General features: G+C 32.1%; 15 protein-coding genes, 5 tRNA genes and 1 riboswitch. Of the genes, 15 read left to right on the forward strand and 5 right to left on the reverse strand.

Annotated elements, in window-relative coordinates; genetic code table 11:
- The first annotated feature begins 2 nt into the window (after nt 1-2).
- A riboswitch (adenosylcobalamin (AdoCbl) riboswitch) is annotated at nt 3-151 on the forward strand.
- 79 nt (nt 152-230) lie between these two features.
- Together AC2I98_RS12075 and tnaA are read left to right on the forward strand one after the other, a co-directional pair.
- Nucleotides 231-644, forward strand: a complete 414-nt coding sequence (locus AC2I98_RS12075) for an acyl-CoA thioesterase (protein WP_486411919.1) — start codon at nt 231-233, stop codon at nt 642-644.
- Nucleotides 645-765: 121 nt separating this feature from the next.
- Entirely contained in the window at nt 766-2142 is a 1377-nt protein-coding gene (gene tnaA, locus AC2I98_RS12080) for a tryptophanase TnaA (protein ID WP_486411920.1), read from the forward strand.
- Nucleotides 2143-2173: 31 nt separating this feature from the next.
- Here tnaA and AC2I98_RS12085 read toward each other — a convergent pair whose 3' ends face one another.
- The 3 genes from AC2I98_RS12085 to AC2I98_RS12095 form a co-directional block, all read right to left on the reverse strand.
- Complete coding sequence (locus AC2I98_RS12085) at nt 2174-2878, reverse strand: SDR family oxidoreductase (RefSeq protein ID WP_486411921.1); 705 nt, start codon at nt 2876-2878, stop codon at nt 2174-2176.
- A gap of 7 nt (nt 2879-2885) precedes the next feature.
- Nucleotides 2886-3662, reverse strand: coding sequence for an SH3 domain-containing protein (locus tag AC2I98_RS12090; RefSeq protein ID WP_486411922.1), 777 nt, complete (start codon nt 3660-3662; stop codon nt 2886-2888).
- A gap of 63 nt (nt 3663-3725) precedes the next feature.
- Nucleotides 3726-4502 (reverse strand): enoyl-CoA hydratase/isomerase family protein, encoded by a 777-nt coding sequence (locus tag AC2I98_RS12095; protein ID WP_486411923.1) that lies wholly within the window; start codon nt 4500-4502, stop codon nt 3726-3728.
- A gap of 254 nt (nt 4503-4756) precedes the next feature.
- Here AC2I98_RS12095 and AC2I98_RS12100 point away from each other — a divergent pair, with 254 nt between their 5' ends.
- The 12 genes from AC2I98_RS12100 (at nt 4757) to AC2I98_RS12155 (ending at nt 11873) form a co-directional block, all read left to right on the forward strand.
- Nucleotides 4757-6151, forward strand: coding sequence for an anthranilate synthase component I family protein (locus AC2I98_RS12100; RefSeq protein WP_486411924.1), 1395 nt, complete (start codon nt 4757-4759; stop codon nt 6149-6151).
- Nucleotides 6152-6153: 2 nt separating this feature from the next.
- Nucleotides 6154-6717 carry an anthranilate synthase component II gene (locus tag AC2I98_RS12105; protein WP_486411925.1) on the forward strand — a complete coding sequence of 188 codons (564 nt, stop codon included), beginning with the start codon at nt 6154-6156 and terminating at the stop codon, nt 6715-6717.
- Between the two features lie 4 nt (nt 6718-6721).
- Nucleotides 6722-7708: an anthranilate phosphoribosyltransferase gene (trpD, locus tag AC2I98_RS12110; protein ID WP_486411926.1), complete on the forward strand. Its 987-nt coding sequence runs from the start codon at nt 6722-6724 to the stop codon at nt 7706-7708.
- Nucleotides 7705-8490 (forward strand): indole-3-glycerol phosphate synthase TrpC, encoded by a 786-nt coding sequence (gene trpC, locus AC2I98_RS12115; protein ID WP_486411927.1) that lies wholly within the window; start codon nt 7705-7707, stop codon nt 8488-8490. Before trpD ends, trpC begins: the two co-directional genes overlap by 4 nt.
- Nucleotides 8487-9158: a phosphoribosylanthranilate isomerase gene (locus AC2I98_RS12120; protein ID WP_486411928.1), complete on the forward strand. Its 672-nt coding sequence runs from the start codon at nt 8487-8489 to the stop codon at nt 9156-9158. The genes trpC and AC2I98_RS12120 overlap by 4 nt, the downstream gene beginning before the upstream one ends.
- Before the next feature lie 11 nt (nt 9159-9169).
- Complete coding sequence (gene trpB / locus AC2I98_RS12125; protein WP_486411929.1) at nt 9170-10354, forward strand: tryptophan synthase subunit beta; 1185 nt, start codon at nt 9170-9172, stop codon at nt 10352-10354.
- A 60-nt stretch (nt 10355-10414) separates the two neighbouring features.
- Nucleotides 10415-10489 (forward strand) — tRNA-Pro (locus AC2I98_RS12130).
- A 48-nt stretch (nt 10490-10537) separates the two neighbouring features.
- Nucleotides 10538-10612 (forward strand) — tRNA-Pro (locus AC2I98_RS12135).
- 25 nt (nt 10613-10637) lie between these two features.
- Nucleotides 10638-10711: transfer RNA gene (locus AC2I98_RS12140), tRNA-Arg, on the forward strand.
- Between the two features lie 19 nt (nt 10712-10730).
- Nucleotides 10731-10814: transfer RNA gene (locus AC2I98_RS12145), tRNA-Ser, on the forward strand.
- Nucleotides 10815-10834: 20 nt separating this feature from the next.
- Nucleotides 10835-10909: transfer RNA gene (locus AC2I98_RS12150), tRNA-Pro, on the forward strand.
- A gap of 49 nt (nt 10910-10958) precedes the next feature.
- A complete protein-coding gene (locus AC2I98_RS12155; protein WP_486411930.1) occupies nt 10959-11873 on the forward strand; it encodes a hypothetical protein in 915 nt (304 codons plus the stop codon).
- Between the two features lie 36 nt (nt 11874-11909).
- Here AC2I98_RS12155 and AC2I98_RS12160 read toward each other — a convergent pair whose 3' ends face one another.
- Together AC2I98_RS12160 and AC2I98_RS12165 are read right to left on the reverse strand one after the other, a co-directional pair.
- Nucleotides 11910-12812 carry a ketopantoate reductase family protein gene (locus tag AC2I98_RS12160; RefSeq protein WP_486411931.1) on the reverse strand — a complete coding sequence of 301 codons (903 nt, stop codon included), beginning with the start codon at nt 12810-12812 and terminating at the stop codon, nt 11910-11912.
- Between the two features lie 72 nt (nt 12813-12884).
- Complete coding sequence (locus AC2I98_RS12165) at nt 12885-14042, reverse strand: hypothetical protein (RefSeq protein WP_486411932.1); 1158 nt, start codon at nt 14040-14042, stop codon at nt 12885-12887.
- Nucleotides 14043-14230: 188 nt separating this feature from the next.
- Between AC2I98_RS12165 and AC2I98_RS12170 the strand changes: the two genes are divergently transcribed.
- Nucleotides 14231-15655 carry an amino acid permease gene (locus AC2I98_RS12170; protein WP_486414079.1) on the forward strand — a complete coding sequence of 475 codons (1425 nt, stop codon included), beginning with the start codon at nt 14231-14233 and terminating at the stop codon, nt 15653-15655.
- Nucleotides 15656-15790 lie beyond the last annotated feature (135 nt).

The following is a 15790-nucleotide window of genomic DNA, read 5'->3' on the forward strand; positions in this document are numbered from 1 at the left end:
TTGCACCATATTCGTACTCAAATTATTGGGGAATCGTGTGCAAGTCACGAACTGTCGCGCAACTGTAAATCAATTTGTTTGATAAGTCAGAGTACCAATAGTTGAGATAATCATTAAAATAAACTTTCGCGAAAAAAGTAAAATTATGTGTATGAAAACATCAAACCACCACAAAAATACATTATCACAAAAATTAATTTAAATAAAAAGTAACGTGTAAATATATGATAATGGAAGTGGACAAAACACCAAGAGAAGAGTTGATAGAACAACGTATCATCAATTCTGAAACTCGTATTTTCAAAGCTGTTTTTCCTGGAGATACAAACCACCACAACACCATGTTTGGAGGTTCGGTAATGTATTTAATGGATGAAATTGCTTTTATGACGGCAACTCGTTTTTGTCGTAAACCTATTGTTACAGTAAGTAGCGATAAAATTGATTTTAAGCACTCAATTCCTGCAGGTACTATTGTCGAAATGATAGGAAAAGTTGTACGCGTAGGACGTACAAGTTTAGATGTGCAAGTTGATGCTTATATTGAAAGTATGTATAGAGATGGACGAGATAAAGCAATCTCTGGAACATTTACGTTAGTTGCGATTAACGAAAACAAAAGACCAGTTCCTGTTATTGACTAACAACGAGCTATAGAAAAATTTAAAATCCTTTATCTGTTTGATAGAGGATTTTTTTATGTTTTTAATTAATTAATTGATAATATTCTAAAGGTTTCTTAGTTTTACACTAAACACAAAAAGAATGAAATTACCTTTTGCCGAGCCATTTCGAATAAAAATGGTCGAAGAAATTTATCAATCTACTCCCGATGAACGTGAAAAGTGGATAGAAGAAAAAGACTACAACCTATTTAATCTCGAAAGCCACAAAGTATTTATTGATTTATTAACTGATTCTGGAACTGGAGCAATGTCTGATAAACAGTGGTCTGAAATGATGACTGGAGACGAAAGTTATGCTGGTTCTCAATCGTTCCTAAAATTAAAAGAAACAATCAATACCATTACAGGTTTCAAATTTCTTTTACCTACGCATCAAGGTCGTGCAGCAGAAAATGTATTGTTTTCGGCTCTTGTAAAAGAAGGTCATGTTGTTCCTGGAAATTCGCATTTTGATACAACAAAAGGACACATCGAGTTTAGAAAAGCACATGCCATTGATTGTACAATTGATGAAGCTTTTGATAGTGAATTAATTCATCCATTCAAAGGAAATATCGATTTACAGAAATTAGAAAATGTATACAAAGAGTACGGAAAAGATAAAATTCCATTCACGTTAATCACTGTTACATGTAATTCTTCTGGAGGACAACCTGTATCGATAGAAAATATTCGTCAAGTGCGAGATTTATCAAATCAATATGGAATTCCTGTCTTTTTTGATGGAGCTCGTTTTGCAGAAAATGCATATTTCATCAAAGAAAGAGAAGAAGAATTTAAGCAAAAAACAATCAAAGAAATTGTTATCGAAATGTTTTCTTACGGAGACGGAATGACGATGTCTGCAAAGAAAGATGGTTTGGTAAATATAGGAGGTTTTATTGCACTGAATAACGAAGAGATATATAAAATTTGTGGAAATTTTGGAATTATCTATGAAGGATATTTAAGTTATGGAGGTTTAGCTGGACGTGATTTAGCTGCTTTAGCACAAGGTTTACAGGAATCAACAGAATATTCTTACTTACAATCGCGTATCAAGCAAATTGAATATTTAGGGAATAAATTAATTGAATTTGGAATTCCAATTCAGCAACCAATTGGCGGACATGCTATTTTTGTTGATGCAGTCAAGTTCTTACCAAATGTACCACGTGAAGAGTTTCCTGCGCAAACATTAGGAATTGAATTGTACAAAGAAGCTGGAATTAGAGGAGTTGAAATTGGAACTATTTTAGCGGATCGTGATCCTGAAACAAGAGAAAATCGTTATCCAAAATTAGAGTTATTGCGTTTGGCAATTCCAAGACGTACGTATTTCCAAAGTCATATGGATTATATCGCTGTCGCATTGAAAAATATTTTTGATCGTAGAAACGAAATCAATTCTGGTTATGAAATCACTTGGGAATCAGAGATTTTAAGACATTTCACTGTAAAGTTGAAAAAGAAATAAAACAAAAAAGACCTCTAATTGAGGTCTTTTTTTATTTTGTTTTCGTAGGACGAACTTCTATTTTACTTGGTAAAACATTCGGATTCATTTTTAATAAATCTACAACCATTTGACCTAAATCTTCTGGCTGAATCTTCCATCCATCTTCTGAGTTTGGTACATGATCATTAAAATTTGAAGTAACCGAACCAGGCATAATCGTAGTACATTTGATATTATAATTTCTCAAATCTAACATAGCCGCTTGTGTAAAACCAACAACTCCAAATTTCGATGCATTATATCCTGCACCATTCGCAAAGAAATTAGTTCCTGCTAAAGACGCAATCGAAATATAATAACCTTTTGACACTTTTAAAGCCTCAACAGAAGCTTTTATTGTATGAAAAACACCTGTTAAATTCGTATCAATCATCGCATTCCAATCCTCTAAAGAAAGTTCATCTACTGGAGCAAATTTTCCTAAACCAGCATTTGCAATCACGATATCCAAACGTCCAAAAGTAGAAATAATTTGTTCAACAGCATTTTGCTCATCTTCGAAATGTCTAACATCTGATTGAATTGCCAACACATTTTGATTTCCTAAATAATGACGTGCTTTTTCTACATCGTCAATATTACGACCCGAAATAGCAACTTTAAGCCCATTTTCTACTAATGATTTTGCTATTCCTAAACCAATTCCTTTTGTTCCGCCTGTTATATAAGCGACTTTATTCTCAATATTTTGCATAACTATTTTATTTTTGATTTAACCAATTCCATTTACCATCTTTTCGGTAAATAAAACCTCCTTCTTTTGCATTATCTTGATGTACATAAATCGCATCGTAGTCTAAAGTTACAATTTCATTTTTAGAAACACCATTTAAATTTCTTTTTATTCCATCTTTGTAATTTGAATAAAGTGGAGTTCCTTTTGGAATCATCATTAATGTTCCGAAATCGTAATTTGTAATTTTAAAAGGATCTTTTGCTCCTCCTAAACCATAAATTTGACTTCCCTTTTTCTGATTATCAACAATAAATAAACGTGTATTTCCTTTTGTATCAATCATTCTGTACAAATAATCTACAACGCCATCACCAAAAAAATCGCCTTTTAAAGCAAAACATTTATAAGCAGTCGCTAAATAAAACTCTTTGAAGGCGGGATGAGTAGCAATTTCTGTTTCAAACTGATTGATAAAATTTTGTTGCGTAATCAAATAACCACTAAACGTATACAAATCACCTTGCAAAGCGTTATCATTGACATCTTTATCAAGAATCAATTTAGACGAACTAACATCTAATTTCACCCAATTTCCACTTTTAGCTTTCCCGTTATCTTTGATTGAAAAAGCTTCTCCTTTTTCTAAAATTTTAACAGGATATCCATACGGTATTTTCCCAACACGTTTACTATTCGGACTTGTTCTAACAGTCAAACCTTCCTGAGCAATTACTTGATAAACTTCTTGTGAGAACACCACTGAACTTATCATTAAAATGAATCCAATAACTATTTTTTTCATGATGTAAAAGTAAAAAGCCTCAAGATATCTTGAAGCTTTTGATACATATATTTTAAATTAACTTTACTTAAAATTCGGTTTTCTTTTTTCTACAAAAGCAGTTGTTCCTTCTTTAAAATCTTCTTCTTCGAAAAGATTTCCAAAACTTTCAATTTCAATTTCAAAACCATTGTCTTTGTCCGAAGCATTAATAGCTCTAATTGCATGATGAATAGCAACAGAAGAATTTTTCGAAATCTTAGAAGCGATTTCTTTCGCACGATTGATTAGTTCTGTTTGTTCAACAACTTCGTTTACTAAACCAATCTCATACGCACGTTCTGCTGAGAACATATCTGCAGTCATAATTGCTTGCATCGCACGACCTTTTCCTATTAATTTCGGCAAACGCTGTGTTCCTCCATAACCAGGAATCAAACCTAAAGTAACCTCTGGCAAACCTAATTTTGCATTGGTAGAAGCAATACGGAAATGAGAAGCCATTGCCAATTCTAAACCACCACCCAAAGCAAAACCGTTTACAGCTGCAATCACAGGTTTCTTAGAGTCTTCGATTTTATTAAATACATTTTCTTGTCCTTTTGCAGCCAATTGCTCTCCTTGAGAACCATCAAAATTTGCAAACTCTTTGATATCTGCACCTGCAACAAACGATTTTTCTCCAGAACCTGTCAAAATAACAACGCGAACTGCCGGATCTGAATCTACATCTGTAAAAAAATTAGAAAGATCATCTAATAAATCTTTGTTCAAAGCATTTAATGCTTGAGGTCGATTTAATGTAACCAGTGCGATTTTATTTTCTACTTCAACAATAAGATTGTTATAATTATATTCCATTTTGTTTGTGTTTTTATTATTTACTCAAAAATATCAATTGTTGAAAGAACTAAAAAATTTATCAAAAAATAATTTGTTGGTTTAAAAATCCTTTCTAAATTTGTCCTCAATGAAAACATTATTCACAAATAACTGGTGGTGGTTTATCGAACAGCAAAACGTTGGTTCGTAAGACCTCTATGTAGTTATATGTAGAAAAGGCTTGTCGAAACCGACAAGCCTTTTTTTATGCTCTAAACCTAAATGTTTAACAAATGAATTTAACTTTTAACATACAGAAAGAAACTGTTTTAGCGGATTTAACGACTCCTGTTCAGCTTTATTTGAAACTGAGAGATATTTATCCAAACGCCTTATTATTAGAGAGTTCGGATTATCATTCGAAGACTGATGCGAACTCTTTTATTTGTCTTAATCCTATTGCGACGTTCAAGGTGACGAAAGGAATTGTAACTGAGATTTACGCAAATGGAGAAACAAAAGAATATGCATTGAATGGTCAAGAATTGACAGAAAAATTCAAGGAATTTACTTCTAAATTTGCTATTAAAAATGGAGAAGATTTACCTATAAATGGGTTATTTGGCTACATTGCTTGGGATGCAATTCCACATTTCGAAACGGTAAATTTTTCGGCAGAAGGAAATGAAGCAACGATTCCAGAATTCTCGTATTCATTTTATCAAAATATTGTGGTTTTTAATCACTTTCACAACGAAATTCAATTCATCGAGTACCAAAATGATGAAACAGTTTCGAAGTTTTCTGAAATTAAAAGTGTCATCAATAATAAATCAATTGTTGAATATCCTTTTAATGTCGAAAGTGAAATTCAATCAAATTTAACAGATGACGAATTCAAAGAAATGGTCACAAAATGTAAGCAATCTTGTTTTCGTGGTGATGTTTTTCAGATTGTTCCATCGAGACAATTCAAACAAAAGTTTTCTGGTGATGAATTTAATGTTTACCGCATTTTACGGTCTGTAAATCCTTCGCCCTATTTGTTTTATTTCGATTATGGAAATTTCAAAATCTTTGGTTCTTCGCCAGAAGCACAAATTATCATCAATAATAATCACGCCGAAATTCATCCAATTGCAGGAACAGTTCGTAGAACTGGAAGCCCAACTTTAGACAAAGAATTGACAGAAAAATTAATTGCTGATCCAAAAGAAAACGAAGAACATGTCATGTTGGTTGACTTGGCTCGTAATGATTTGAGTAGAAATTCAGAAGATGTTAAAGTAGCACAATACAAGGAAATTCAATATTTTTCGCATGTTATTCACATGGTTTCTAAAGTAACAGCGCAATTGGAATCTGATACAAACACAATGAAAGTTTTTGCAGATTCATTTCCTGCAGGCACACTTTCTGGGGCTCCAAAGTATAAAGCAATGGAACTATTAGATACTTACGAAAATCAAAATCGTGGTGTTTATGGTGGTGCAATTGGTTATTTAGGATTCAATGGCGACATCAACATGGCTATCGCGATTCGTACATTTGTAAGTAAGCAAAATACCCTATATTTTCAGGCTGGTGCTGGAGTTGTTTCCAAATCTGTCGAAGAAAACGAACTACAAGAAGTTAATCATAAATTAGGAGCGTTACGTCGCTCAATAGAAATCGCTCAAAACCTATAAATATGAAAATTTTAGTTATCGATAATTACGACTCGTTCACTTATAATTTAGTGCATTCGTTAAAAAAATATGCAACAGATATTACCGTTGTTCGTAACGATGGAATTTCATTAGAAGATGTTGATTTGTATGATAAAATCTTGCTTTCTCCTGGTCCTGGAGTTCCAGATGAAGCCAATTTATTGAAACCTATTATTAAAAAATACGCAGCAACTAAATCTATTTTTGGCGTTTGTTTAGGCCAGCAGGCAATCGGAGAGGTTTTTGGTGGAAATTTATTGAATACGCAAGAAGTATTTCATGGAGTAGAATCAACAATTGAAGTAATTAAAGATGATGTTTTATTTAATAATTTACCAAAAAAATTAGAAGTTGGTCGATACCACTCTTGGGTTGTTTCGAACGAAAATTTCCCTGAAGAATTGGAAATTACAGCAGTTGGTTCAAAAGGAGAAATTATGGCATTGCGTCACAAAACATACGATGTTCGAGGTGTTCAGTTTCACCCAGAATCAATTTTAACACCACTTGGAGATCAAATGATTAAAAATTGGTTAGAAGCTTAAAACAATGAGAAAATTATTAAATTTATTATTCGAAAATTATACGTTGAGCGAAGATGAAGCGTATCAAATTATGGTAGAAATTTCGGAAGAAAAATATTCTGATCTCGAATTAGCTTCATTTTTGACCGTATTCAACATGCGCAATATAACGTTAGAAGAATTAAAAGGTTATCGTCGTGCTTTGCTAGATTTATGTATCAAAGTTGATTTACCTAGACAAGCGATTGATGTTGTAGGAACAGGCGGAGATGGAAAAGATACATTCAATATTTCAACGTTGAGTTGTTTTGTTTTAGCAGGAACTGGTGAAAAAATCATCAAACAAGGAAATTATGGTGCTTCTTCTGTAAGCGGTTCTTCGAATATGTTGGATAGTTTTGGATACAAATTTTCGACCGATCAAGATAAATTGAAACGTGAATATGACAAAGTTGGAATCACATTTTTGCATGCTCCACTTTTTCATCCAGCTTTAGCTAAAGTTGCTCCGATTCGAAAAGGTTTAGCTGTAAAAACTTTTTTCAATTTAATGGGACCTTTGGTAAATCCTGTTCAGCCGAATTTTCAAAATTTGGGAACATATGATATCAAAACTGCGAGATTGTATCATTATGTAATGCAAAATTCGGGCGTAAACTATTCCATTTCGACTGCATTGGCTGGTTATGATGAAATTTCGTTAACATCGCCAACAAAAGTGTACAATAATTCGGGAGAATTTATTTTAGAAAGTAATGATTTCGGACTAAAAACTCTTCAACCAGATGATATAAAAGGAGGAAAAACAATCGAAGAAAATTCAAAAATTTTTTTGAGTGTTTTAGAAGGAAATTCAACCCAAGCACAAAAAGAAGTGGTTTTGGCAAATGCTGCTTTAGCGTTAAAAACTATTTATCCAACCAAAGATTTAATCGAATGTGTTGCAATTTCAAATGAAAGTTTAGAAAGTAAAAAAGCATTAAACATATTCCAAAAATTAATGAAACCATGAAAACGATATTAGATGAAATTGTCGCGCAAAAACGCAAAGAAATTTTAGAAAAAAAGAAAACTCAATCGATCGAAAGTTTTAGAAATTCAGAAAATTTTCTTCTTCCAGTTAAATCTGCAAAAGCTTCGATTTTGGACAAAACCAAGTCTGGAATAATTGCTGAATTTAAGCGTAAATCACCTTCAAAAGGATTTATTAATAAAGATGCTAATGTGCAAGAAGTTGTTACTGCTTACGAAAAACATGGCGCTTCAGTGGTTTCTGTTTTGACAGATGAATATTTTTTTGGAGGAAGTTTTGATGATTTACAACGAGCAAAAAATGTGTTGAATATTCCAATTTTACGAAAAGATTTTATTGTGGATGAATTTCAGATTTACGAAACAAAGGCGATTGGAGCAGATCTGATGTTGTTAATAGCCGAATGTTTAACAAAAGACGAAGTCTACAATTTAGCAAAAAAGGCAAAAGAAATTGGATTAGAAATTTTATTGGAATTACATTCAGAAGATCAATTGGAAAAGGTAAACGAATTCATTGATTTGATCGGAATCAATAATCGTAATTTAAAAAACTTTGAGGTTGATATTGAAAAATCTAAACAGATTTTAAAACAATTACCACAGGATTTGATTAAAGTTGCTGAGAGTGGAATTTCTGACCCAGAAACTGTAAAAGAATTGCGACAAGCTGGATTTCAAGCCTTTTTAATTGGAGAAAATTTTATGAAATCAGATAATCCTTCTCAAGCATTTGAGCAATTTGTAAAAGAATCAAAATGAAACGTTTTCAAGTAAAAGTTTGTGGAAATAATAACGTTGAAAATTTCAAAGAAATTGCAGCAATCGAACCAGATTATGTAGGTTTTATTTTCTACTCAAAATCGAAACGTTTTGTAGAAGATGAAGCGATTTTTGAAATTTTTCCAAACGCAGAAAAAGTTGGTGTTTTTGTGAATGAATCGATTGAAGATATTATTCAAAAAGTTATCAAATATAAATTAGATGTTGTGCAATTACATGGAAACGAAACAGCAAGTTTCTGCGAAGAACTGATTAATCAAAAACATCAACATTTATTAACCGATGAAAACTTTTTAGATTTTAAAATCTGGAAAGCAATTGGAATTCAATCAAAAGAAGATTTTCAACAATTAACCACTTATCAACAAGTTGTTGATAGTTTTGTATTCGACACAAAATCTGTTGATTATGGCGGAACAGGGCGAAAGTTTAATTGGGAATTGTTAGAAAACTATCAGTTATCAACACCCTTTTTATTAAGTGGAGGAATAGAACTTGAAGACGCTTTTCTTCTAAAAAATTTTCAACATCCAAGATGTATTGGGTTTGATATTAATAGTGGTTTCGAATCAGCACCAGGAATTAAAAAAGCTGAAGAAGTAATACAGTTCATCGATACAATTGATGGGCGAATTGAACAAAATTAAAAATAAAAAAAATGAAATACGAAGTTGACGAAAGAGGTTTTTATGGTGAATTTGGAGGAGCTTTTATTCCTGAATTATTACATCATAATTGCGAAGAATTATCGCAAGCTTTAAAAGATTATGCAGATACAAAAGAGTTCAAAGATGAATTCAATCTGTTATTAAAAGATTACGTTGGTCGCCCAAGTCCATTGTATTTCGCTCCAAATCTTTCGAAAAAATACAACACGAATATTTTATTGAAACGTGAAGATTTAAATCACACAGGGGCTCATAAAATCAACAATGCTATTGGTCAAGCTCTTTTGGCAAAAAGAATGGGTAAAACAAAAATTATTGCCGAAACTGGTGCAGGTCAACACGGTGTTGCAACTGCTACTGTTTGTGCTTTAATGGGATTAGAATGCATCGTTTTTATGGGAGAAATTGACATTGCTCGTCAAGCGCCAAATGTTGCCCGTATGAAAATGTTGGGTGCAGAAGTTATTCCAGCAACTTCTGGAAGTAAAACGTTGAAAGATGCAACAAACGAAGCAATACGCTATTGGATCAATAACCCTGAGACATTCTATATCATTGGTTCTGTTGTTGGACCCCATCCTTATCCTGCAATGGTTACGAAGTTTCAAGCGATAATTTCAGAAGAGATCAAAGCACAAATGAAAGAAAAATATGGAAAAGAAAATCCTGATTATGTGATTGCTTGTGTTGGAGGAGGAAGTAATGCTGCGGGAGCTTTTTATCATTTTTTAGATAATGAAGAAGTGAAATTAATTGCCGTAGAAGCTGCTGGTTTAGGTGTAGAATCTGGAGAAACTGCTGCAACAACTATCAAAGGAACAGAAGGAATTATTCACGGAAGTCGAACTTTATTGATGCAAGATAAAGATGGACAAATTGTCGAACCTTATTCAATTTCGGCAGGATTAGATTATCCAGGTGTTGGACCTTTACATGCTCATTTATTCAAAACTGGACGTGCAGAATTCTTAAATGCAACAGATGATGAAGCTTTAGAAGCCGCATTTATGTTAACAAAAGAAGAAGGAATCATCCCAGCGTTAGAATCTTCTCATGCTTTAGCAGCTTTAGAAAAAATTAATTTTAAAACGCAAGACATTGTGGTTCTGAATCTTTCGGGAAGAGGAGATAAAGATTTAGAAACATATATGAAAGTTTCAGAAAAATATTCTTAAAAATATTTGGTTAATTTTCAAAAATCACCTTACATTTGCACCCACGATAATGAAATCTATCGGGGTGTAGCGTAGCCCGGTCATCGCGCCTGCTTTGGGAGCAGGAGGTCGCAGGTTCGAATCCTGCCACCCCGACAAAATTTTCATCCGAAAAGATTTTATTATCAAAAAAGAAGACCGAATCGGGGTGTAGCGTAGCCCGGTCATCGCGCCTGCTTTGGGAGCAGGAGGTCGCAGGTTCGAATCCTGCCACCCCGACAGATTTAGTAATAAATTTTGGATCGGTCCAGTAGCTCAGCTGGATAGAGCAACTGCCTTCTAAGCAGTAGGTCTCAGGTTCGAATCCTGACTGGATCACACGTTTTATTAAAAACTAGGAGAGGTGCCAGAGCGGTAATGGAGCAGATTGCTAATCTGTCATCGGGAAACCGATGCCAGGGTTCGAGTCCCTGTCTCTCCGCTTTTTTTGAATGACCGAATCGGGGTGTAGCGTAGCCCGGTCATCGCGCCTGCTTTGGGAGCAGGAGGTCGCAGGTTCGAATCCTGCCACCCCGACAAAAAACCTTTGCAAAACTTGCAAAGGTTTTTTTTATACATTTATTTCATGAAAACTATTTTAGGTAATAAAGAATCATTTATATCATACACTTTTGCTTTTTTATTCATCTTAATTATGATTGCAGCCGCAATGATTTATGATGACAAAGAAATTATTTTACCTGAAGTAGCCGCTTTATCAGTCGGAATTTTAACTTTTCGCGAAAACAAATGGCTGCAAAGACCTTTTCATATTTTTTTACTCCCATCTATTACAGCTATTTTAGGATTCGGAATTAATTTTCTCCCTATTTTATTTTCATTCAAATTGGTTCTTGTTTTGATCTCGATGCTAATCGTATTAAGAGTTTTTAAAAGTCAGCTTGCACCAGCGTTAGCAACAGGTTTATTACCAATTGTAACGAATGCAGAATCTTTACTCTTTTTATTTGCACTCTTTTTATTTGTTTTTCTACTTTTCGTTTTCATAAAATTATTCAAAATAAAACCTAGCGAAAATTCTGTTCCAATCATCTATACAAGCCATAACAGATGGTTAATTGGTTTATGCTTAACATGGTTTATTCTTTGTTATTTTTGTGGTTACAAAGAGTTTTCTGCGATTCCTCCTGTTATTGTAATCGCATTTGAATCTTTAAATAATCCAACGTTAAAATTAACTGTTCGAATAAAGCGTATTCTTACAATGTTTTTGGTAAGTATGATTGGATGTTTGACAATGCATTATTTAGATAATTGGATAATAATCGGAATTATCGATTTACTTCTTGTTACAATTGTTTTGAAACTAACAGATTTACGACTTCCTCCAGCTTTTGCAATGATTATTCTTCCCATGATTATGCCAGAACAATCTTTACAGCTTTTACCAGTTGCAACATTAATCATGAGTATATTTTTTATGATTGGAATTTACATTATTCAGAAAATAGCCTATCCAAAAGCGATCGATTTTGAATAAAAAAGTCATCCAAACTTGAATGACTTTATAACTATTTTAATATGTTTCTTCGATTGATTTTACCATATTATAAATGAATTCGTTATATGGTGTTGGAATATTATATTGCTTTCCTAAATGTATGATTTCACCTGCAAATTCATCAACTTCCGAATATCTTTTTGCTTCCCGATCTTGCAACATTGATGTTTTTCCAAATTCGTCAACAATTTTCATAGTCGACTTCATTTTACTCACTTCTTCCTGCCCTATTGCAACACCATGCGCATTACCAACCGCAATAACTTCATTCGAAATTAAATCCATCAAAACATCAAGATGTTGGTTTGAACGAAATTGACCATAAGGGAACTCTAATAAAAAAGTTAATTGATTTCCCACTACATTAACTAAATATTTCGCCCATTGTGCTTTCTGAATATCATTTGACAACTGATTTGGAATTTCAGCATCATTCATTATCTGATGTAAATTGACAAGTTTATCATGGTTTACGTTATCCATTTTACCGAAAATAATTTTTCCAATACTCGAAAATGTCACACGATTCTCAATTTTTACAGCATCCATATAAGCTACTGCATTTACAACACAATCCCAGCCAAAATGCTCTGCTAAAATTCGTTCAGAAGAAATTCCATTCATCAAGCTTACAATCATCGTATTTTTACCTACAAATGGCTTCATATCATCAATTGCTTGTGGTAAGTGAGAACTTTTTACGACTAAAAATATATAATCTGGATAAGTATTATTCTCAATATTTGTGACGTAATTAAAATCATATGCTTTATTATTCACAAAAATTCGACTTTCTTGATAACGCTCTTTTCTCTTTTCATCTACAATGACATGAACAATTTCTGGATTATAGTCATAAAAACTCGCTGCATATTTTGCTCCTAAAGCTCCTAATCCAAGAAAATAAATTGATTTCATTTTTTTTGTTATTTTAAATATAAATTTAGGATAAAATCGGCAAGATTTAAGAATTTAGGTCTATGAAAAAGTTTAAGGTTGATTTTGAAAAACTTTTAATAAATCATTTGGATTGAGATAAAAATAGTAAATCATTTCTCTATGATTGATTAATCCTCTATTTGAGTCAATCATCATATTACTTTGATCAAACTCTTTTTTAAAAGCCGTAAAAAATTGATTTGTTTTTTTCCATTCATTTTTTGGAACAATTTTTTCAACAGATTTTAGGATATTTAACCTTGTAAATTGCATAGAATTTTTACCAATTGCATCGTAAATAGATATTGAATGATCAATATGATTAACATATAGATAGGTTTCATTGACCGCTAAATAATTTAAAAAAGTTTTTTGTTCATCTGTAATTTTTAAACTAGAAATAATATTCATCTCATTTCCCAGCCATTCATAGGCAGCCATCCCAACCAAGGAAGCATTTGGTGACACCCACATTGGAGGAATTGGTTCTGCATTTGCTAGTTTATTTAAAATGAGATCTGTTTTTTGATTCATCACATTCAAAATATTATTTGATGGAGCAAGACATTTCAAATTGTATCCACAATCGTAACCCAATGTAATAATCTCTTCTAATTGAGGAAAAACATCTGCAGAAGTATCATTATTAAAATGATCAAAATTCTGTAAACAATTGTCCTGATATCTCTCTTTAAAATTATTCAAATATGTATATTCTCTTTTATTTGAATTCCAAATTAGATCAAAATTAAAAGCAAATACATTAATAAATTGCATCGTTCTACTTTGAGAATTTTCATCTACAAATTTTTGATAAACTTCAACTTTTGGTGATTCTGTATCATAATCATTCATCAAAGCAATTAAAAAACGTTCGTTGATTGGAATTTTAGAGCCATATTTCTTTTGAACTGATTTTTTAAACTTATCCTTAAATTCGATAAAATATGGTTTTTGATTATCATTCAGCACAAAGAAAACTTCGAGCTCGGAGATAAGTCCAACTTTTTTTCCTAATTCGTTATTATTGTCTAACAAATAATTTTCGAAAGTTGAATAATCAATTCCTTTCTCTTTTGTTTTTTCTAAAATAGCTTCGTCAGGATATACATGTGATCCAAAAGGCAACGAATATAAAAAAGGACCATCTGCAAAGAGTTGAAATGGAATTAGAAATGTCACTAAAAATGTAAGAAGTAGTTTTTTCATAAAGTTGATTTGTATAAAATTAAAACTTATTTTTCTTCGGCTGATTAATTCTAATTGATTTAACATCAAATAAACACGATTTAAACTTTTTGAAAATATTAATCCAAACAAGACAATTCTTCAAATTGTTCTTTTTAAAAATACTTTTTACATATATTTAACAAATTAATACATCACACGTGAGTCAAATAAAAAATACCGAAGAAAAAGAATTGCAAAGAGGTCTTACAAACCGTCATATTCAATTAATAGCCTTAGGTGGTGCGATTGGAACTGGTTTGTTTTTAGGAATTGGACCTGCTGCTGTTCTCGCCGGACCGTCTGTTATTTTAGGATATGCAATTGCAGGAATTATTGCTTTTTTTATCATGCGTCAATTAGGAGAAATGGTTGTTAACGAACCTGTTTCTGGAAGTTTCAGTCATTTTGCTTATAAATACTGGGGATCTTTTGCGGGATTTGCTTCTGGTTGGAATTATTGGATTCTGTATGTTTTGGTAAGCATGTCCGAATTGACTGCTATCGGAATTTATGTTCAGTTTTGGTGGCCAGAAATACCATTATGGGCATCGAGTTTGTTCTTTTTTGTTATTATTAATGCCTTAAACTTAGGTTCTGTAAAAATGTTTGGCGAAGCTGAGTTTTGGTTTTCTATTATAAAAGTTATTGCAATTATTGCGATGATTATTTTTGGTGCATATCTATTAATAAGCGGAACTGGAGGCGAACAAGCTACAATTCAAAATCTTTGGAACAATGGTGGTTTTTTCCCAAAAGGATGGTTATCTGGAAATAGTGAAAGTGGTTTTAGTGGATTATTTGCTGCAATGGCGCTAATTATGTTCTCCTTTGGAGGATTAGAGTTAATTGGAATTACTGCTGCTGAAGCTAAAAATCCCGAAAAAACAATCCCAAAAGCTACCAATCAAGTTATTTATAGAATCTTAATTTTTTATGTAGGTGCATTAATTATTTTATTTTCTCTTGCTCCTTGGGAAACAATTACAGATAAAAGTAGCCCTTTTGTTATGGTTTTTGAGAATTTAAATCATTTAAAACTAAATCTTTTTGGTAATACCATTGATTTCTCTAAACTTATCGCAAATGCTTTAAATATTATCGTTTTAACAGCCGCTTTATCTGTTTACAACAGCTCTGTATATAGCAACAGTAGAATGTTGTATGGATTAGCTGAACAAGGAAACGCACCAAAATTTTTGAAAAAATTAAACAAAAATCACGTTCCTGTAATGGCAATTGTTGTTTCATCAATTTTTGCTGCTATTTGTATTGTAATTAATAAAGTTATTCCAGAAGATGCTTTTCATATCCTAATGTCATTGGTTGTTTCTTCTTTGGTAATTAACTGGATCATGATTTCGATAACACATCTTAAATACAGAAAACAAAAAAATATAGAACAAGTAAAAACATTGTTTCCATCTTTTTTATATCCGATGAGTAATTATATATGTCTAATTTTCTTGTTTGGAATTTTAGTAATTATGTGGTTCACTGGTCTTAAAATATCGGTAGAATTAATTCCTGTATGGTTAATCTTCCTTTATATTTCGTATCGAATTGTAAAAGCTAGTAAAAAAGAAAGTTTATAAAATAAAAATTTTCGATTAAAAGTTGGATGTTTGTTATTGTATAATGAGCTAGATGTTATTTCTGGCTCTTATTTTAGACTTGAAATCGTGTAAATATATTATTAAAATAAATTTTAATTTATTCAATAGTTTACA

Source organism: Empedobacter sp. EJD.6dd, assembly GCF_057369435.1.